Consider the following 18,858-nt stretch of genomic DNA (forward strand, 5'->3'; position numbering starts at 1 on the left):
TACTTCACCAGTACCGCGCGAACAGGCATCCACGCATGGCGTGGATCTACTCCAGCTGCTGGCGGGCGTAGCGGGCGAGTTCGCGGGCGGCCAGCAACAGGCCTTCCACTACGTCCGGCGGCAGTTGCTGGCCTGCACTGCCCTGCACCCGTGCCGCTTCGGCGGCGTGCAGCATCTGGATCAACGCATTGAGACCGGCCAGGGTGCGGCTGAGGCTGGCCAGGGTTACCGCTTGCGTCGGGGTGAGACCGGCGCCCTGCCGGGTCTGGCCATCGGCGTTGTCGCGGCCATCCATGCGTGCCATCAGTGCCGGCAGCAGGTCGCTGGGTTCGGCCAGCACGTCTTCGATGCGTTCGGCGATGTCGGCCGGCAGCTGGTCGGCAGATTCGCCGACCAGGCGGCGCAGGTTCGGATAGGTAGTGCGTGTAGACATGGCAGTGCTCCTCGCAGACGGCAAGGCCACCCGCAGATGCGAGGTGGCGGACGGTGCGGGTTGGCGTACCGGAGACCCAACAACTCAAAAGCGAAGGAAAAAGACTCCAGCGGATTCTGGTGAATCCCCACGCACCGCCCGCCATAGCGAAGGCAGACGATGCATCTTTCCACGACGGCCAACGGCCCATCAGGATGCTTTTGAATTGTCGGGTTTGTTCGGGACGCCAATCCCGGCCAGGGCGATGACCCCAGCCATGCCATCTCGCCAGCTGCATGCAATGCGGTCATGAGGCGAAAACGCCAAGCGGGCCAACCGTCTGCGGAACCGTGCGGTGTGACACGCACAGGGCGCGGAGTACGTCACGCAGGTGTCGTGCGGGGCCAGAAACGCCGCGCCTTCGCGAAAACTGCATTGGCGTTGCATGCGACATTTCGCGCCGAGTGGGAGATTTCGACGACGGATGGATTCGTGCCGACCAAGGTCGGCACCTACCAAAGCGGTAGCCAGAAGGGATTACAGCGGCTTCGGCGAGAACGTCAGGGTGGCGATCACGCCGCGGGCGCCGCCCGGGCGCACGCTTACCTGCCAGCCGTACAGGTCGCACAGGCGGCTGACGATCGACAGGCCGATGCCGCCGCCCTGCGAGTGGCCAGCATGGGTGCCGCGATAACCGCGCTGGAACAGCTTGGCGGCATCTTCCTCGCTCAGGCCCGGCCCACTGTCGGTCACCGACACGGCATTGGCGCCCACATGCACGCGCACCTCGCCATCCTGCGAATACTTCACCGCGTTGCCGATCAGGTTGCCCAGCGCCACCGACAGCGCCGCTTCGGGGGCGTCGATGACAAGATCGCGTTCGCCATCCAAGTGCAGTTCCAGCGGCTTGCCACCCAACTGCGCGCGATGCGCATCCAGCAGCTGTTCGGCCACACGGGCCACATTGCTGCTGCCCTGCCCGCGCTCGTTGCGCGACAGCAGCAGCAGAGCACCAATCAGATCGCTGCACTGCTGCTCGGCACGCTGGATGCGCTGCAGGCGCTGCAGCACCTTCTCGTCCAGGCCCGGGCGGGTCAGCAGCAGCTCGGTGGCGCCACGGATCACCGCCAGCGGCGTACGCAGCTCATGGCTGACGTCCGCATTGAACTCACGGTCGCGCTGCACCACTTCGGTCAGCCGCGAAGAATAGTCATCCAGCGCCTGGGCCAGCTGCCCCACTTCGTCATCGGGGAAGCGCGGCGCCAAGGGTTCGGGGTCGCTGGTGCCGCCACGGTACGCACGCAGGCGCGCGGCCAGATCCGAGACCGGCTTCATCACCTTGGAGGCCGACCACCAACCCAGCACCAACGACAACAGGCTGAACACCAGCACCGACAGGAACAGCGCGCGGTTGAGCTGCTGCCCACCGCGAACGCTGTCGGTCATGTCGTAGGCCAGGAACGCCCAGGCATCAGGGGTCTTGCGCACGGCCAGCTTGTAGGAATAGCGCTCTCCGCGCTCGTCCACACCGCCCATGTTGTACAGGCCGTCCTTGAACTCGTACCAGTCCGGCTCCTCCTCGCGCAGCGCCTCGAACTTGTCCGGCTTGATCAGGCGCGCGCGCATCTGCTGCACCGGCAGGTCGGGGTTGCGGTCCGGGCTTTCGTAGTAACGCCGCACGTACTCGCTGATGTTGCGGTTCATCACGTCTTCCACCAACTGGTTTTCCACCCGCATGCGGGCCCAGTTGGTGGCAAACGCGAACAGTGTCGTCAGGCAGAAGCCCAACAACACGAACGAGACGATGATGCGGCTGCGCAGACGCCGCCGATAAGGCGTGCGCCGGCGCTCCCCCTTGCTTGCCACAGAATCAGGCTTCCGGCGTGGCGATGCGGTATCCGATGCCATGGCGGGTCTGGATCATCGGCACTTCAAAGGGCTTGTCCACCACAGCGCGCAGGCCATGGATGTGCACGCGCAGCGAATCGGAGTCCGGCAGCTCTTCGCCCCAGACACGGGTTTCCAGTTCCTGCCGGGTGACCACGGCCGGGGCCGCTTCCATCAACGCCTGCAGGATCTTCAGTGCGGTCGGGTTGAGCTGCAGCAGCTTGCCCTGGCGGCGCACTTCCAGCGTATCCAGGTTGTACTCCAGGTCGCCGGTCTCCAGTACGCGGGTCTGCACGCCCTTGCCGCGACGCGACAGGGCGTTCAGACGTACTTCGACTTCCTGCAGCGCGAACGGCTTGATCAGGTAGTCGTCAGCACCGGAATCAAAGCCGGCCAGTTTGTTGTCCAGCGAATCGCGCGCGGTCAACATCAGCACCGGGGTCTGCTTGCGTGCTTCGTTGCGAAGCTTGCGGCAGACCTCGATACCGTCCATGCCCGGCAGGTTGAGATCCAGGACAATCGCGTCGAACTCGTGCACGACAGCCAGATGCAACCCGGTCACTCCGTCGGCAGCGAAGTCCACGGTGTGGCCCCGGTCCTCCAGGTAGTCGCCCAGATTGGCCGCAATGTCGCTGTTGTCTTCGATTACCAGGATTCTCACTGTCACCTCTAATTGACGAATTTACCGACGCGCTGGGCCTGGCCCATGTCGCGCTGTGCCTTGTCCTTCTGCCGAGCACGCTCGGCGACGGTCATGCATTGCGTGGACGACATGTTGGAACCGATGGCCTTCTCACGTCGGCATATTAGACGACTATCTTCACGCGCCTGTGTCAAAACGGTGTTCACGACCTGCTGATCGTTGAAGACCTCGGTTCGTACCGATTCAGGCATCGCCTCCCTGGTCGGATACTGCTCGGCGGCGGCACGGATGCGAACCAGGGTCTCACGGACCTTGCCGCGCTCTTCCTGGCGCAGCTCGGAATAGGTTTCGCCGTCGTTGAGTTCGATCTCGATGCGCTCTACCTGCTGCAGCAGCGGCTGGCCCGGCAGGAATACCTCTTCGGCACTCTTGGCCCCTGCCGAGGCAGCGACCAGGGCCAATGCCGAAACCAGAACCGCTGATATCACTGGATGCTTCATGACAAACGAATCCCTGTTTGAGGTGAACGCCGACTGTATGCGGATGCGCGCTCTGCCAGCAAGTGCTGGCCGGCAGGGTGCAGGTGGCCCTAAAGCTTGGAATCCGGGTTCAAGTTGCTGTAGGTACGCTGGTCGTTGAGCAGGGCCTTGCCCTTCTCTTCAATACGGCGCCGTTCGGCCACGGTCATGCAGCGGCTCTTGGGCATGTTGCTGCCCGTGGTGCGCTGGTATGAGCAGATCTGGCGACTGTCGTCGTGGGCGCGCGTCAGGATGCTGTTGACCCGCTCCTGATCGTTGAAAACGTCGTTCTGCACCTGCGGCGGCAGCTCCTGGACGGTCTGCCGGTCGCCAAGCCGCTGGGTGATCCGCGCCAGTGCCTGCTGGACCTGACTGCGGTCCTCGGCGGAGATTTCGCTGTAATCGCCCTGCTGCAGGGCTTTTTCGACCTGGCGGACCTGCTCGGCCACCGGGCTCTGGCGGTCCATCTGCACAGCCGCCTTTTCCGGCTTGGCCAGTGCAACGCCAGGCAGGCACAGCAACAGCACGATCATCGTGGTGCGGTACATCGCCAACCTCCCGATCCTTCGGAACGAAGGCCCAACTCTACGAGTGTCCCCGCGCGCCCACAAGGGACCCTTGGCAGGGGGCGCGGGCATAAAAAAGACCCAGGCGGTGCACCCGCCTGGGCCTGAAGTTGTATCCCGATACCGATCCTGCTGAGAGGCAGAGCTGCGGTTCGTTGAAGGCTACGCCCGGGGCGATTAAAGCGGTGTTAAACCCGCCAACCCTGCCTGAATTAAATTTCAAGCTACTGAAATATCAAGGTTTTTTGATTTTCTCGACATGCGCGATGATGCGTGCGGCCACGTCCACCCCGCAGGCAGCCTCGATCCCTTCCAGGCCCGGGGTGGAGTTCACTTCCAGCACCAGCGGGCCGCGCTCGGAGCGGATCAGGTCCACGCCACAGACGCCCAACCCCAGCGCCTTGGCCGAACGCACCGCCACCTGCTGCTCGGCCCGACTGGCCTTGGACGCAACCGCGGTACCGCCGGCATGCAGGTTCGAGCGGAAATCCCCTTCCGGGGCCTGACGCTGCATCGACGCCACCACCTGGTCGCCGACCACGAAGCAGCGAAGGTCGGCGCCCTTGGCCTCGCCGATGAACTCCTGCATCAGGAAGTTGGCATACAGCCCACGCAGGGCTTCGACGATGCCGCGCGACGCGCTGGCCTTCTCGGTGAGGATCACACCACGACCCTGGGTGCCTTCATTGAGCTTCACCACGTGCGGCGGCGGGCCGAGCATGGACAACAGGTCGACGGTGTCATCCGGGTTGTCGCCAAAGACGGTGACCGGCATGTCGATGCCCTTGGCCGCCAGCAGCTGGTGCGCCCGCAGCTTGTCGCGCGAGCGCAGGATCGCGTCGGACGGATTGGGCGTGCGCGCGCCCATCAGCTCGAACTGACGCAATACGGCGGTGCCATAGCGGGTGACCGAAGCGCCGATGCGCGGGATGACCGCGTCCACGCCAGTCATCGGCCGGCCCTTGTAGTGCATGGAAAAGCCGTCTGCGGCGATGCGCATGTAGCAGCGCAGCGGATCCAGGATGCGTACGGTATGGCCGCGCGCGCGCGCGGCCTCGACCAGCCGACGGGTGGAATACAGCCGGGTATTGCGGGACAGGATGGCGAGCTTCATCGCAGTGGGATCGGTCGGCAGGCGCGCAGCATAGCGTGGCGACGTTGCGTCTGGATGATGCTGTTCGGTCCACGCGCGGCAGTGGCTGCCCAGCTCAATCGGGGCCTGGCAGCGCCAACGGATAAGTGCGCGCCGCTTCGCCCAGCGCCGCGATGCAGGCCATCTGGATCGCCGATCCACTGAAGGCCTCCTGATAGATCTGCCCGATCAACTGCGCCGCCTGCGGGCCACCGGCGCGCCCGAGTGCTCGAACCGCTTCAACCTGTTTGGCCGAGCCAATGCCAGCGGAAAGAAAGATCCGATGCAGCGCGGTGACGACGTCATCCCTGCGATCCATGCCTGCGTACTCCCTGAAATGAGAGCAATACGCTAGCGAAGACCGCAGCGGTCGGACATGCGGATTGTTTGAATCTGTACGCCGTGCGCAAACGAAAAACCCCGGAAACGACAATGCCGCTTCCGGGGCCTGGATTCAGGAGCGGGCGAAGGGAATCGAATCCCAACCCGCCCAACCGAAGCGGTGGGGTCCATGGTGGTCAACCAAATCTATTCTCTTCCTCGCTGCCGGGGAGAAGCATCACCGGAAACAGAACGAACACCCCTAGAGGAACCAACGCAATCACAACGAACCACCCAGACTCATCAATGTCGTGCAGTCTTCGAACGGTCAGTGCGAGCATTGGCAGAGGGAAAAGTATGAGTGCAACCAACGCTACCCCCCGTCCCGCATCCCCGAGACGCGAGGACAGTTCCCAGCTGTGCAGATCGGTGCCGATCAGCCAGTACCCGGCATTGTCCAAGCTATAGCTGAGCGCCGCGACGAGAGCAGCAAGCAGAAAGAACGACCAGAATTCTGTCCGGTTGGATCGCCCTGAAAAATCGAAGCACCGTCTGATTGGCAAAAGTGCAGCGATCATTCGCGCTCCGGACAACGGATGATGAAAACCCCTAGCTAACGATCTTTTAGCATCTCCAAACCAAGCAACAACTGAACTATCGGTTCGACAGGAACCGGAAGGTCGAAGGAGGAGCGAAGGGGATTTTCAATTCCGCGATCTCCACGCCGAGACGGCGCAGACAGGGCCTGTTTGGCAATCGACATTCGCGAGGTGCCGGCCCGGCTGGGGCATTGACCGGTCACCACGACCGGGATCCACGTCCAGAAGAAAAGACACTCCAAAGCCACTTCGACGCAGCGAATTGCGGAGCGGTCCGGATATCGCGGAGTGGTTGGAGAAGCAGCAGACCTTAGGGAGGCATGGAGCGGGCGAAGGGAATCGAACCCTCGTCAGTAGCTTGGGAAGCTACAGCTCTACCATTGAGCTACGCCCGCGTTGCCCGACAAGTCTATGCGGGGCACGTGTTCAAACGCAACGGGCAGGCCCTTGCAGCCTGCCCGTCGAGTAGACGGCAAGCCCGCAGGCCTGCCGTCGTGTGCATCAGAAGCTGCCGCTGAAGCTGGCAAACAACGTCGCGTCCTGCGCACGCTTCTGCAGGGTGGTGGCGCTCAGGCCGATGTTGCTCTGCAGGCCGAACAGTTCCATGCGCGCGCCCAGGATAGCGGTCGCATAGTTCTTGTCGAAGTCCATGCCCGGTACGCGGTACATGCCCACGTCCGGCAGGCTCTGCACCCAGGCGCTGGCCTGCTTGGTGTCTTCGAACTCGTGGTCGTAGGTCACCTGCACGTACGGCTTGACGGTGCCGCCGTCGAAGCGGGCCTGCCAACCGATACGGCCCACGGTGGAATCGACATCCTGCTTGCCGTAGCCCAGCGCGGTAGCCAGGGTGCCGGCATCGGCGCTTTCGGTGTAACCGTCGATCTTGACCTGCTGCCAGATCACCGAGGCGATCGGGCCGTGGCGGAAGCCGCCTTCGGTGCCGAACTCGTAACCGGCATTCAGGGCGGCGGTCAGGTTGCTGCCGTCCGGCGAGCCGCTGTGCTCACGGGTAGCCGGGCCGAGCTGGACCTTGCGGTTCACGTCATAGGACAGCCAGGTGTAGCTGACCTGGCCGTTGACCCAGATGCGGTCGCCGTACCAGCCAGCGAACAGACCGGCCGTGGTGTCCTTCTGGGTGAAGTCGCCACGGCTGTTGCCGAAGTCGGCATTCAGACGGCCAAAGCCGGCGAAGCCGCCGAAGACCATGCCGTCACGCGCCCAGTCGATACCGAACAGGCCGGCCGGGGCCAGACCGTCGTACAGATCGGCGTGGTCATAGCGCTGCATGTCGCCGCGCACGCCGCCCCACCACGACAGGCCGTCAGCCGGGCGACCCGCCTGGTGCAGGCTGACCTGGTCGGCACGCGAGCGGCCGATGGTCTGTGCCGAATGGCTCAGCACCTGCTGCAGGCGCGGACCTTCGAGGATCGACACCGCGTACTGGCCCAGCAGCGCATGACCGGCGGTGGTCGGGTGCACGCCGTCGGCGAACAGATAGGCGGTGGCCGCATCCGGGCTGACGTAGCTGGTCGGGTTGCAGGTCAGGATGCTGGTGGTGGTGTCAGCAGGGTTGATCCTGCAACCGGTGTCGGTGACGTTGCGGAAACCGTACATGGCCGGGTTGGCCGCCACTTCACGCAGCACGGTGAAGGTATCGAGCGGAATGAACTCGATGCCGGCCTGCTTCAGGCCGCCATACAGGGCCTTGTTGTAGCCAGCCGCCAGCGCGGTGGCCTGCGCGGCACCGGCCGGACCCAGCGAGCGGAACTGCGGGGCAATGCCGACGTCAGGCAGGTTGGGGACGAGCACGTACTCGGCACCGGCCTGCTTGAGGGCGCCCACCAGGGCCACCTGGTCGGTGACAGCCGCGCCGATGATGGCCTGCGCCTGGGCCGGCGCACGCGCTGCGGCGAACAGATCGTTGGCACCGCCCCAGACCGTGTACAGGGCATTGGCGTCAGCCTTGCCGCCGTTGGCAGCCAGGTAGCGGGCCGTCTGGCTCTTCAACGATGGGATGGTGCCCAGGGCACTGGCAACGTCGACGCCGACACGGGCACCGCCGACAGCGTAGTTGTCGCCGTTCTGGCCGTTGCCGTTGGCAGCGCCATTGAGGCCGTAGTAGTTGGCCACCTGCTGCGACCACACCCAGCCCGGGTTGGTGGTGAACTGGCCAGTGACCGGGCGCACGTCGGCCGGCAGCAGCGGCCGGAAGTAGCCGGCGTCGGTCAGGCTGTCACCGAAGAAGACCGCATGGCTGTAAGGGGATTCGCCTGCCATGGCCGGCAGCGCGGCCAGCGCGATCGCGGCCGCCATGAGGGAGCGGATCGGGCGTTTGCTGAGCAGCATGTAAAAACTCCTGTGGGGATATCGTTGAGGATCCGACGCACGTACGCCGGCGCACGGTGAATGGTTTCACTGCGCCGCCAATTGCTCACGCTGCGCCGCCGCATGGATTGTCGCCCGAGCCAAGCCTGGTGGGCTTTGCCGGTGCGGGCGTAGCGCGCAACTTGCAACGGTTCCGATGCGAACCGGCGATCAGCGACAATGGCCGCATGAACATCCAGCTCAATGGCGAACCCCGCACCCTGCCCGCTTCGGCGACCCTCCTGGACCTGCTCGCGGCCGAGCAGCTGCTGCAACGCCGGGTGGCGGTGGAGGTCAACGGCGAGATCGTCAGCCGCAGCCGTCATGCCGAGCATGTACTGGCCGAGGGCGATGTGGTGGAGATCGTGCATGCGCTGGGCGGTGGTTGAAGCAAGGCCATGCCCTGCGCTCGCCGGGCATGGCCCGGCGCTACCAGCGAGAAATGACCCTCGCCCCCGCATCCGCGTGACCCCATCTTCAGGCGGATAAGCGATAATCGCGTCATGAACGCTCATGTCTCCCCCGATTCGCTGGTGATCGCCGGCAAGACCTACAGCTCGCGGCTGCTCACCGGCACCGGCAAGTTCAAGGATCTGGAAGAAACCCGCCTGGCCACCGAGGCCGCAGGCGCCCGGATCGTCACCGTGGCCATCCGCCGTACCAACATCGGGCAGAACCCGGGCGAGCCGAACCTGCTCGACGTGCTGCCGCCGGACCGTTACACCATCCTGCCCAACACCGCCGGCTGCTACACCGCCGAGGATGCCGTGCGCACCTGCCGCCTGGCCCGCGAACTGCTGGACGGCCACAACCTGACCAAGCTGGAAGTGCTGGGCGACCAGAAGTCGCTGTACCCGGACGTGGTGCAGACCCTCAAGGCCGCCGAACAGCTGGTCAAGGACGGTTTCGAGGTGATGGTCTATACCTCCGACGACCCGATCCTGGCCAAGCGCCTGGAAGAGATCGGCTGCGCTGCGGTGATGCCGCTGGCCGCGCCGATCGGCTCGGGCCTGGGCATCCAGAACAAGTACAACCTGCTGCAGATCATCGAAGACGCCAAGGTGCCGATCATCGTCGACGCCGGCGTGGGCACTGCTTCGGACGCGGCGATCGCGATGGAGCTGGGCTGCGACGGCGTGCTGATGAACACCGCCATCGCCGGTGCGCGCCACCCGGTGCTGATGGCCAGCGCGATGCGCAAGGCCGTGGAAGCAGGCCGCGAGGCGTTCCTCGCCGGCCGCATTCCGCGCAAGCGCTACGCCAGCGCGTCCTCGCCGATCGATGGGTTGATCGGCTGATGACCAATCCATTCGACAGCGCCGGTTCGAAGGCGCCGCCCAAGCCGTTCACGGTCAACGAAGGCCGCCGTGAGGTGCGCAGCTTCGTGCTGCGCCAGGGTCGTTTCACCCCCGCCCAGCAGCGCGCGTTCGACGAGCGCTGGCCGCGTTTCGGCCTGGATTTCAGCGGTGAACCGCGTGATCTGGATGCCACCTTCGGCCGCGATGCGCGCAAGGTGCTGGAAATCGGCTTCGGCAACGGTGCCGCGCTGCGCTTTGCCGCACAGCACGACCCGAGCCGCGACTACATCGGCCTGGAAGTGCACGCGCCCGGCGTCGGCCGCCTGTTGAACGCACTGGCCGACGACAACGCCGACCACGTGCGCCTGTACCACCACGACGCGGTGGAAGTGCTGGAAAAGGAAATCGCCGATGGCGCGCTGGACGAAGTGCGCATCTATTTCCCCGACCCGTGGCACAAGAAGCGCCACAACAAGCGTCGCCTGATCCAGCCGGGCTTTGCCGAGCTGCTGGTGCGCAAGCTGCGCTCCGGTGGCCGTCTGCACTGCGCCACCGACTGGGAAGATTACGCCGAGCAGATGTGGGACGTGCTGGATGCCACCCCCGGGCTGGTCAACCGCGCCGGCCCGCGTGGCAGCGTGCCGCGCCCGGACTGGCGCCCGCAGACCCACTTCGAGACCCGCGGCCAGAAGCTCGGCCATGGTGTCTGGGACCTGTTGTACGACCGCACCTGATGAACGCCTGAGGACGCCGCGCCCCACATGGATACCGCGCTGACGCTGACCACTGACATGAAGCTCGTGCTCGGGCTGGTCGGCTTCACAATGGCGATGTTCCTGTTCGAGCGCATCCGCGCCGACGTGGTCGCGCTGGTGGTGCTGGTGGTGCTGGGCGTGACCGGCCTGATCGCGCCGGAGGAAATCTTTGGCGGCTTCTCCGGCAACGCGGTGATGAGCATCATCGCCACCACCATCCTCGGCGCCGGCCTGGACCGCACCGGTGCGCTGAACCGCCTCGCGGCCTGGCTGCTGCGGCGCGGGCATGGCGTGGAGCAGCGGCTGCTGATGATGACCACGGCCATCGCCGGCCTGAACTCGTCCTTCATGCAGAACCCCTCGGTGATGGCGCTGTACCTGCCGGTCGCCTCTCGCCTGGCCGCGCGCACCGGGCTGACCATGCAGCGCCTGCTGCTGCCGATCTCGGCGGCGATCGTGATGGGTGGCGCGCTGACCATGGTCGGCAACTCGCCGCTGATCCTGCTGAACGATCTGCTGGCGTCGGCCAACAACAACCTGCCCTCCGGTCTGGCCACCATCGAGCCGCTGCGCATGTTCGCGCCGCTGCCGATCGGCATCGCCCTGCTGATCGCCTCGCTGCTGTATTTCCGCTATTACGGCGACCGCAAGCTGGTGGAAGAGGAAAGCCTGGTCAACGACGGCACCACGCCGGCCCGCACCGAAAGCTACTTCGCCAAGACCTACGGCATCGAAGGCGATGTGTTCGAGCTGGTGGTCACCGCCGAGAGTCCGCTGGTCGGCATGACCCTGGGCGAAGCGGAGAACCTGCATGATTCACCGCTGCTGCTCGCGCTGAAGACCGGCAATGACACCCGCCTGGCGCCGCCAGCGGAAATGCGTATCTGGGTGGGCAGCGTGCTGGGGGCGATGGGCCCGCGCGAACAGATCCACGACTTCGCGCAGAACCAGTTCCTGCGCATGTCCTCGCGCCTGAAACACCTGGGTGACCTGTTCAATCCCAGCCGCGCCGGCATTTCCGAGGCGGTGGTGCCGCCGACCTCGAACGTGATCGGCAAGAGCGCGGCCGACCTTCGCCTGCGCAAGGAACGCGGCATCAGCCTGCTGGCGATCAACCGCGACAAGCAGGTGATCCGCGAGGATGTGCGCGATGTGCAGCTGCGTGCCGGCGACATGCTGGTCTTCCACAGCATCTGGACCGACCTGGCGCAGGCCGCCAAAAGCCGCGACTTCGTGGTGGTGACCGACTACCCGACCGGCGAGCAGCGCCCGCACAAGTTCAAGATCGCCATGGCGATCTTCGCCCTGACCATCCTGATCGCGCTGACCAGCAAGCTGCCGGTGGCGCTGACCCTGATGACCGGCGTGGCCGGCATGCTGCTGACCGGCGTGCTGCGCATGGACGAGGCCTATGCCTCGATCAACTGGAAGACGGTGTTCATGATGGCCGGGCTGATTCCGCTTGGCTGGGCGATGGATTCCAGCGGCGCGGCGGCGTGGGTGGCCGGCCATACCATCGACAAGCTGCCCACGGGTATTCCGATCTGGGTGCTGGAGCTGGCGCTGGCGCTGCTGACCACGGTGTTCTCGCTGGTGATCAGCCATGTGGGGGCGACCATCGTGATGGTGCCGATCGCGGTGAACCTGGCGCTGGCGGCCGGCGGCAATCCCACGGCATTCGCGCTGATCGTGGCGCTGTCGGCGTCCAACAACCTGATGACGGCGTCGAACCCGGTGATATCGATGATCACCGGCCCGGCCAACTACACCCCGCGCGAGATGTGGCGGGTCGGCGGCCCGCTGTCGCTGATCTATACGTGCGTGGTGGTGGTGATGATCAACCTGATGTTCTGAGGGGTCTTCTCTGCAGGGCTGCGCCCTGCACCCGCAGAAGCAACAACAACAACAACAGCCTGCATTCCGTGGGATGGCGGGGTGGGTCCGGTGGCGGGGGACGCTGCAAGTACGTCCCTGTAAGCTCGGTCGCGCCATCCATGGCGCTCACGCCCCCGCAACCGGACCCACCCCGCCTTCGACAGATCGCTGCAATCTGCAGTAGATCCACGCCATGCGTGGATGGATCTGGATACTTGTTGATCGGTTGGGTGCGGACTGTTGGCTTGGTGGGTGCGGACCGTTGGTCCGCACACCGATGCATCAGGCCAGGTAGACCTGCCCATCGCGCACGTCTACCGGCACGGCGCGCAGGCGGTCGCCCTTGCAGGGGCCGGCGATACAGTCACCGCTGTCCAGCGCGAACGAGGCGCCGTGGGCGGCGCAGACCAGGTGGCCTTCGCGGCTCTTCAGGAATTGGCCGGGTGCCCAGTCCAAGCGGCGGCCCGCGTGCGGGCAGATGTTCAGGAACGCGCGCACCTGCCCACCCTCGCGGTACAGCAGCAGCGACTCGGCATCGCCATCGACCACCGCTTCAACCTCGGCAAACGCGCCATCGGCAATGGCATCCAGGGTGATCAGGGCGACAGCGGCAGTCATGGCGAAGGCTCGGACGGGGTGGCGCATTGTCGCATGCCTGGTCATGTGACTAGCTGCGACATGAACACAAGTCATTGATCCGTAATAAGCCAAGGCTATATTTAACGAGTTTTTCACTCAATGACAGTGGCAGCTGCCGATACTCATGGCTCGCTGATTTCCAGCCTATCGAGCCACCATGTTCAATCGCGATTTCGCCTTCAACCAGTTCCGCACCCTGTTTGCCCCGCGCAAGCCGCGCCATCCGCTGGTGCGCGTTGCCGTAGGCCTGCTCGGCCTGGCGATCCTGGCCGCGATGGTGTTCATCGGCGTATTTGTCGGTGCGGCCATGATCCTGGTGGGCCTGGCGTGGAAGCTGCTGGCTTCGCGCAAGCCCGGCCCGAGCCGCCCGGCCGACCCGAACGTGGTCGAGGGCGAGTACCACGTGGTGCGCAAGTCGGCGTTGCCGGCGTCGCGTTGATCGACGCTGCCCGCTGACGGCGGGCCTTGCTGCGTTCTAGACTGCGGGCACTCCCTTCCTGGATGCCCGCATGTCCGATGTCTCCGATGTGATCCCTGCTGCAGCCACGCCGCGTGTACCGGTTGTTGGCGGCGGCAGTTTTCCCGTGCACCGCATCTACTGCGTCGGCCGCAACTTCGCCGACCATGCGCGTGAGATGGGTGCTGCCGTGCCTGCAGCAGACGATCGCGGCCGCCCGATGTTCTTCACCAAGCCGGCCGACGCCATCGTGGTCGGCCACGATGATGTGATCCCCTACCCGCCTGCCACCAGCAACCTGCACCACGAGGTGGAACTGGTGGTGGCGATCGGCCGTGACGCGCCCGCCGGCGAGCTTGCCGTGGCCGATGCCGAGGCACTGGTCTACGGCTATGCCGTGGGCCTGGACCTGACCCGCCGCGACCTGCAGGCCGCCGCCAAGGAGAAGGGCCATCCGTGGGATTCAGCCAAGGGCTTTGATGCCTCCGCGCCGATCAGCGAGATCGTGCATGCCGGTGAAGTCGGCGACCTGGCTGCGCTCAACCTGTCGCTGGAAATCAACGGCGAAGTACGCCAGCAGTCCCTGCTCGACCAGATGATCTGGAACGTGCCGGAGATCCTGCACGAGCTGTCCAAGCTGTGGCAGCTGCGTGCCGGCGACCTGGTGTTCATGGGTACGCCTTCCGGCGTAGCCGCGCTCAACCCCGGCGACCGTTTCAGCGCACGTCTTGAGAACGTGGCCGAGCGCCACGGCGTGATCGCCGGCTGACATCACCTGCGCTACCCTGCGCGCTGTCCCCCCTCGCCCTCAGGAGAAAAACAACAATGGGAATGCTCACCGAGTTCAAGGAATTCGCGATGCGCGGCAACGTCATCGACCTCGCCGTCGGCGTGGTGATCGGCGCGGCCTTCGGCAAGATCGTCACCGCGCTGGTGGAGAAGATCATCATGCCGCCGCTGGGCATGCTGATCGGCAAGGTCGATTTCTCGCAGCTTGCGTGGACGCTGTCGCCGGCCAGCATCGGCGTCGATGGCAAGGAGATTCCGGCCGTGGTGATCGGCTACGGTGATTTCATCAACACGCTGATCCAGTTCGTGATCGTGGCCTTCGCCATTTTCCTGGTGATCAAGGTGATCAACCGCCTGTCGCGCAAGAAGGAAGCGGCACCGGCTGCACCGGCCGAAGAAGTGGTGTTGCTGCGCGAGATCCGCGACAGCCTGAAGAAATAAGAGCGCCTAGCGGTAGTGCCGGCCGCTGGCCGGCAGCTCCACCGTTCTGAAGTGCCGGCCAGCGGCCGGCACTACCTTGAACACGCGAAAGCCCCGCTCCGGCGGGGCTTTCGCTTTGCTGCATCTGGCGGAAAACAGCATCCGCAGCGGCCATGACCTCCCGCCCATGCGCGGCGCTGAACGACTGTTAAGCTCCAAGGCTTACACCCTTCCCGGAGCTGTCCATGCGTCGCCGCGTCCTTGCCATCGCATCCTCCCTCGCCCTGCTGGCCGCGCCGGCCTTCGCGGCACCGCATGCCACCACCCTGCCGCCGGCCTCGCTGGCCACCGCCGCGCAGCTGCGCGACCAGGCGCTGGCCGATGACACCGGCTGGAAGGTGGTCGAATCGCTGACCACCGAGATCGGCCCGCGCATTGCCGGCAGCGAAGCCGACGCCCGGGCCGTGGCCTGGGCCGAAGCCAAGTTCAAGGCACTGGGCTTTGACAAGGTGTGGAAGGAACCGGTGACCTTCCCGAAGTGGGAGCGCCGCAGTGAACACGCCGCCGTGACCGGCAGGAACCCGCAGCCGCTGCAGATCACTGCGCTGGGTGGCAGCCCGGGCGGCACGGTGGAAGCCGAGGTGGTGCGCTTCGCCGATCTGGCCGCGCTGCAGGCCGCACCGGCCGGTTCGCTGAAGGGCAAGATCGCCTTCGTCGATTACCAGATGCTGCCGTTCCGCGATGGCCGCGACTATGGCCGCGGCGGCGCGATCCGCAGCAAGGGCCCGTCCGAGGCCATCCGCAAGGGCGCGGTCGGCTTCCTGATGCGTTCGGCCGGTACCGATTCGCACCGCGTGCCGCACACCGGCATCACCCGCTTCGATGATGGCCTGACGCCGGTACCGTCGGCAGCGCTGTCGGTGCCCGACGCCGACCAGCTGGCACGCCTGCTCGCCCGTGGCGCGACCACGGTGAAGGTGGCGCTGGACTGCGGTTGGGATGGCACCGCGACCTCGTACAACGTGATCGGTGAGATCACCGGGCGCACGCTGCCGAAGGAAGTAGTCGTCATCGGCGGACATCTGGATTCATGGGACCTGGGCACCGGCGCGGTCGATGACGGTGCGGGCGTGGGCATCACCATGGCCGCCGGTCATCTGATCGGCCAGCTCAAGCAGGCACCGAAGCGCACCATCCGCGTGATCGCCTTCGCCAATGAAGAACAGGGTCTGTACGGCGGCAAGGCCTACGCCGAGGCGCATGCCAAGGACGTGGCCCTGCACCAGCTGGCCGCCGAGAGCGATTTCGGTGCTGGCCGCATCTACGCCTTCAACACCGGTTCGCCGAACCCGGAAGGTTCGCGTGAGGCGACCAAGCAGATTGCCGAGGTGATGAAGCCGCTGGGCATCGAGTACCAGGCCGACAAGGGCGGCCCGGGCCCGGACGTCGGCCCGCTGGCCGCCAAGGGCGGCGCGTGGGCGTGGCTGGCGCAGGATGGCTCGGACTACTTCCACCTGCACCACACTGCCGACGACACGCTCGACAAGATCGACCCGAAGGCGCTGGCGCAGAACGTGGCGGCCTACACCGTGTTTGCCTATCTGGCCGCCGAAGCCGATGGCAGTTTCGGCAGTGAAGCGAAGGCGACCACGCCGCCGAACGAGTGATGCGGTAACACAGTGGGGTCAGAGCCCTCGCCGTGGCGAGGGATCTGACCCCGGTCCGGGGCTCAGCCGTGTCGGCTGGACCACTGCGCCAGCAGCACCGCCGTGGCCGAGGCCACGTTCAGGCTTTCCACCGCGCCGCTGCCGGGAATCGACAGCTGCTGGTCACACTGGCTGGCCAGACCGCGATCCATGCCTTCACTTTCCGCGCCCATCACGTACACCAGGCGGGTGGGCAACGACGCGCGGAACACGTCATCGCCACCCTCGACCAGCGTCGCGGCCAGGCCGAAACCGGCCGCGCGCAGCTGTGCCATCGCTTCTGCGTCCTCAGGCAGCTGCACCAGCGGCACCGACTCTGCACCGCCCTCGGCCACGCGTGCCGCCGCGCCGGACAGGGCCAGCGTGCTGCTGGCCGGCAGCAGCAGCGCCTTGGCACCGAAGTGTGCGGCCGAGCGCAGGATCGCACCGAAGTTGTGCGGATTGCCGACGCCATCCAGCCACAGTGCCAGCGCCGGGCCTTCGCCCAGTTCGGCCAGCCACTGCGCCAGCGGCAGCACCGGCGCACGCAGCACATCGGCCACCAGGCCTTCGTGGTGGGTGGTGGCGGCCAGCTTGTTGAGGTCGCCCTCTTCCACCACGCGATAGCCCACGCGGTTGGCCACGCACCACTTCAGCACCGGCTGCATGCGCGGAATCAGCGATTCCACCAGGTACAGCTTGCGCAGCGCCTGCGGACGCTTGGCGAACAGGGCCTGCACCGCGTTCCAGCCATACAGGCGCAGTTCGTCGTTGCCGCGCCCCGGCGGTGGCGGGGTGCTGCCCTCACGCGGTGGCAGCGGGGTGGCCCGCGGCGGTCGCGACGACGGGCGGCGGACATTCTTCCAGGGATCATTCACTACGGGACAACTCCAGCTTGCGTTGACGCCAGAAATCGGCGTTCTTGATGCCCAGGGCATCGGGGTCGAAGGTCGGATCGAGACCGAGCTTCTTCTGTCGTTCGTAATCGCGCAGGGCCAGCATGGCCGGCTTCTGCACGATGAGGATGGCGATGATGTTCAGCCAGGCCATCAGGCCCACGCCGATATCACCCAGCGCCCAGGCCAGGGTGGCGTTGTGGAAGGCACCGAACACCACCATGCCGATGATGCCCAGGCGCAGCAGCAGCACGGTGAGCGGCCGCTTCCTGTTGTGGTTGACGTAGGTCAGGTTGGTTTCGGCCATGTAGTAATAGGCCATGATCGTGGTGAAGGCGAAGAAGAAGATCGCCACCGACACGAACGCCGAGCCCCAGCCCGGCAGCACCGCTTCCACACCCGCCTGCGCGTAGCCCGCACCTTCGGGAATGCCGGCCAGGCCCTGGAAGATCGGCTCGGCACCGGCCACCGGCGAATACACGTTGTAGGTGCCGCTGGCCAGGATCAGGAAGGCGGTGGCGGTGCACACCATCATGGTGTCGAAGTAGATGGCGAAGGCCTGCACGTAACCCTGCTTGGCCGGGTGCGAGACCTCGGAGGCCGCCGCAGCGTGCGGACCCGAGCCCTGGCCGGCCTCGTTGGCGTAGATGCCGCGCTTGATGCCCCATTCCACCGCCAGGCCCATCATCGCGCCGAACGCGGCGTGGGTACCGAAGGCGCTCTTGAAGATGATGCCGAACATTTCCGGCACGCGGTCGTAGTTGATGATCATGATGACGATGGCCATCAGGATGAAGCCGGCCGCCATGAACGGCACCACCACTTCGGCGAAGTTGGCGATGCGCTTGACGCCACCGAAGATCACCACGCCCAGCAGCAGGGCGACGACGATGCCGATGCCCAGCTTCAGCGCCTGCGCCGATTCCATGCCGAAGGCCTGGCCATCGAGCGGACCGCACAGCGCGGTGCCACGGCAGGCATTGATGACGCTGTCGGCGATCGCGTTGGCCTGCACACCCGGCATCAGGAAGCCGGCGGCGATGATCGTGGCGATGGCGAAGGCCATGGCATACCACTTCAGGCCCATCGCCTTTTCGATGTAGTAGGCCGGGCCACCGCGGTAGCGGCCTTCGGCATCCTTGGTCTTGTAGATCTGCGCCAGGGTGCATTCCACGTACGAGGTGGATGCACCGAGGAAGCCCATCACCCACATCCAGAAGATCGCGCCGGGGCCGCCGAAGGCGATGGCGGTGGCCACGCCGGCGATGTTGCCGATGCCCATGCGGCCAGCCATCGACATGGCCAGGGCCTGGAACGAGGACACGCCGGCGTCGGATTTCTCACCGGACACGGTGAGGCGGCACATCTCGACGAAACCACGGATCTGCATGAAGCGGGTGCGCAGGCTGAAGAACAGGCCGGCGGCCAGGCACATGAAGATCAGCGCCTTGCTCCAGATGATGCTGTTGATGAAATGTACGGTAGCTTCCACGCGCGCTCTCTCCAGTCGGCGGGTTGTGAGGACGTCCCGTCGGCTGGAAGGGACCGGTCGATTCTCCCTGATCGACGGTCGCTGCGATAGCGCTGTTTTGTAGAGCCGAG

The 18,858-nt window shown here is 65.6% G+C and carries 20 protein-coding genes and 1 tRNA gene; 8 read left to right on the top strand and 13 right to left on the bottom strand.

Translation table 11 applies throughout. From position 1 onward, the window contains the following. Positions 1 to 46 precede the first annotated feature (46 nt). From HFK18_RS08370 to HFK18_RS08415, 10 genes are all read right to left on the bottom strand, one after another. Positions 47 to 433, bottom strand: coding sequence for a hypothetical protein (locus HFK18_RS08370; protein WP_100553386.1), 387 nt, complete (start codon positions 431 to 433; stop codon positions 47 to 49). Between the two features lie 516 nt (positions 434 to 949). After that, positions 950 to 2,320, bottom strand: coding sequence for a HAMP domain-containing sensor histidine kinase (locus tag HFK18_RS08375; RefSeq protein ID WP_100460170.1), 1,371 nt, complete (start codon positions 2,318 to 2,320; stop codon positions 950 to 952). Next, positions 2,283 to 2,960 (bottom strand): response regulator transcription factor, encoded by a 678-nt coding sequence (locus HFK18_RS08380; RefSeq protein WP_025874286.1) that lies wholly within the window; start codon positions 2,958 to 2,960, stop codon positions 2,283 to 2,285. Before HFK18_RS08380 ends, HFK18_RS08375 begins: the two co-directional genes overlap by 38 nt. Positions 2,961 to 2,968: 8 nt before the next feature. Further along, positions 2,969 to 3,442, bottom strand: coding sequence for a hypothetical protein (locus tag HFK18_RS08385; RefSeq protein ID WP_180165745.1), 474 nt, complete (start codon positions 3,440 to 3,442; stop codon positions 2,969 to 2,971). A gap of 89 nt (positions 3,443 to 3,531) precedes the next feature. Beyond that, positions 3,532 to 4,008 carry a hypothetical protein gene (locus HFK18_RS08390; protein ID WP_180165747.1) on the bottom strand — a complete coding sequence of 159 codons (477 nt, stop codon included), beginning with the start codon at positions 4,006 to 4,008 and terminating at the stop codon, positions 3,532 to 3,534. A gap of 253 nt (positions 4,009 to 4,261) precedes the next feature. Continuing rightward, positions 4,262 to 5,140 carry a 30S ribosomal protein S6--L-glutamate ligase gene (gene rimK, locus HFK18_RS08395; protein ID WP_100553389.1) on the bottom strand — a complete coding sequence of 293 codons (879 nt, stop codon included), beginning with the start codon at positions 5,138 to 5,140 and terminating at the stop codon, positions 4,262 to 4,264. A 94-nt stretch (positions 5,141 to 5,234) separates the two neighbouring features. Beyond that, a complete protein-coding gene (locus HFK18_RS08400; RefSeq protein ID WP_180165749.1) occupies positions 5,235 to 5,477 on the bottom strand; it encodes a hypothetical protein in 243 nt (80 codons plus the stop codon). 199 nt (positions 5,478 to 5,676) lie between these two features. Then, a complete protein-coding gene (locus tag HFK18_RS08405) occupies positions 5,677 to 6,057 on the bottom strand; it encodes a DUF805 domain-containing protein (protein WP_180165751.1) in 381 nt (126 codons plus the stop codon). 342 nt (positions 6,058 to 6,399) lie between these two features. Next, positions 6,400 to 6,473, bottom strand: a tRNA-Gly gene (locus HFK18_RS08410). Positions 6,474 to 6,579: 106 nt separating this feature from the next. Beyond that, positions 6,580 to 8,424 carry an autotransporter domain-containing protein gene (locus HFK18_RS08415; protein ID WP_100460181.1) on the bottom strand — a complete coding sequence of 615 codons (1,845 nt, stop codon included), beginning with the start codon at positions 8,422 to 8,424 and terminating at the stop codon, positions 6,580 to 6,582. Between the two features lie 206 nt (positions 8,425 to 8,630). Between HFK18_RS08415 and thiS the strand changes: the two genes are divergently transcribed. The 4 genes from thiS to HFK18_RS08435 all read left to right on the top strand — a co-directional run bounded on the left by thiS (position 8,631) and on the right by HFK18_RS08435 (position 12,349). Further along, positions 8,631 to 8,831: a sulfur carrier protein ThiS gene (gene thiS / locus HFK18_RS08420; protein WP_025874279.1), complete on the top strand. Its 201-nt coding sequence runs from the start codon at positions 8,631 to 8,633 to the stop codon at positions 8,829 to 8,831. Positions 8,832 to 8,945: 114 nt separating this feature from the next. Then, positions 8,946 to 9,740, top strand: coding sequence for a thiazole synthase (locus HFK18_RS08425; protein WP_089236612.1), 795 nt, complete (start codon positions 8,946 to 8,948; stop codon positions 9,738 to 9,740). Then, positions 9,740 to 10,474: a tRNA (guanosine(46)-N7)-methyltransferase TrmB gene (gene trmB, locus HFK18_RS08430; RefSeq protein ID WP_089236613.1), complete on the top strand. Its 735-nt coding sequence runs from the start codon at positions 9,740 to 9,742 to the stop codon at positions 10,472 to 10,474. The genes HFK18_RS08425 and trmB overlap by 1 nt, the downstream gene beginning before the upstream one ends. A gap of 27 nt (positions 10,475 to 10,501) precedes the next feature. Continuing rightward, positions 10,502 to 12,349, top strand: a complete 1,848-nt coding sequence (locus HFK18_RS08435; RefSeq protein ID WP_089236614.1) for an SLC13 family permease — start codon at positions 10,502 to 10,504, stop codon at positions 12,347 to 12,349. A gap of 303 nt (positions 12,350 to 12,652) precedes the next feature. Here the strand turns inward: HFK18_RS08435 and HFK18_RS08440 are convergent, their stop codons facing one another. Then, positions 12,653 to 12,988: a Rieske (2Fe-2S) protein gene (locus HFK18_RS08440; protein ID WP_180165753.1), complete on the bottom strand. Its 336-nt coding sequence runs from the start codon at positions 12,986 to 12,988 to the stop codon at positions 12,653 to 12,655. Between the two features lie 178 nt (positions 12,989 to 13,166). On the opposite strand from HFK18_RS08440, the gene HFK18_RS08445 reads away from it, so the two are divergent. The 4 genes from HFK18_RS08445 to HFK18_RS08460 all read left to right on the top strand — a co-directional run bounded on the left by HFK18_RS08445 (position 13,167) and on the right by HFK18_RS08460 (position 16,342). Continuing rightward, complete coding sequence (locus tag HFK18_RS08445; protein WP_089236615.1) at positions 13,167 to 13,448, top strand: hypothetical protein; 282 nt, start codon at positions 13,167 to 13,169, stop codon at positions 13,446 to 13,448. A 70-nt stretch (positions 13,449 to 13,518) separates the two neighbouring features. Beyond that, complete coding sequence (locus HFK18_RS08450; protein ID WP_180165755.1) at positions 13,519 to 14,235, top strand: fumarylacetoacetate hydrolase family protein; 717 nt, start codon at positions 13,519 to 13,521, stop codon at positions 14,233 to 14,235. A 56-nt stretch (positions 14,236 to 14,291) separates the two neighbouring features. Continuing rightward, positions 14,292 to 14,696, top strand: a complete 405-nt coding sequence (mscL, locus tag HFK18_RS08455) for a large-conductance mechanosensitive channel protein MscL (RefSeq protein WP_180165757.1) — start codon at positions 14,292 to 14,294, stop codon at positions 14,694 to 14,696. Between the two features lie 224 nt (positions 14,697 to 14,920). Continuing rightward, positions 14,921 to 16,342, top strand: a complete 1,422-nt coding sequence (locus HFK18_RS08460; RefSeq protein WP_089236617.1) for a M28 family peptidase — start codon at positions 14,921 to 14,923, stop codon at positions 16,340 to 16,342. A gap of 62 nt (positions 16,343 to 16,404) precedes the next feature. On the opposite strand, the gene HFK18_RS08465 is transcribed toward HFK18_RS08460, so the two are convergent. Both HFK18_RS08465 and HFK18_RS08470 read right to left on the bottom strand, forming a co-directional pair. Next, positions 16,405 to 17,178, bottom strand: coding sequence for a TrmH family RNA methyltransferase (locus tag HFK18_RS08465; RefSeq protein ID WP_257216115.1), 774 nt, complete (start codon positions 17,176 to 17,178; stop codon positions 16,405 to 16,407). A gap of 52 nt (positions 17,179 to 17,230) precedes the next feature. Then, positions 17,231 to 18,748: an alanine/glycine:cation symporter family protein gene (locus HFK18_RS08470; protein ID WP_180165761.1), complete on the bottom strand. Its 1,518-nt coding sequence runs from the start codon at positions 18,746 to 18,748 to the stop codon at positions 17,231 to 17,233. Positions 18,749 to 18,858 lie beyond the last annotated feature (110 nt).

This window comes from Stenotrophomonas sp. SbOxS2 (genome assembly GCF_013416715.1).
In the GTDB taxonomy this organism is placed as follows: Bacteria; Pseudomonadota; Gammaproteobacteria; order Xanthomonadales; family Xanthomonadaceae; genus Stenotrophomonas; species Stenotrophomonas lactitubi.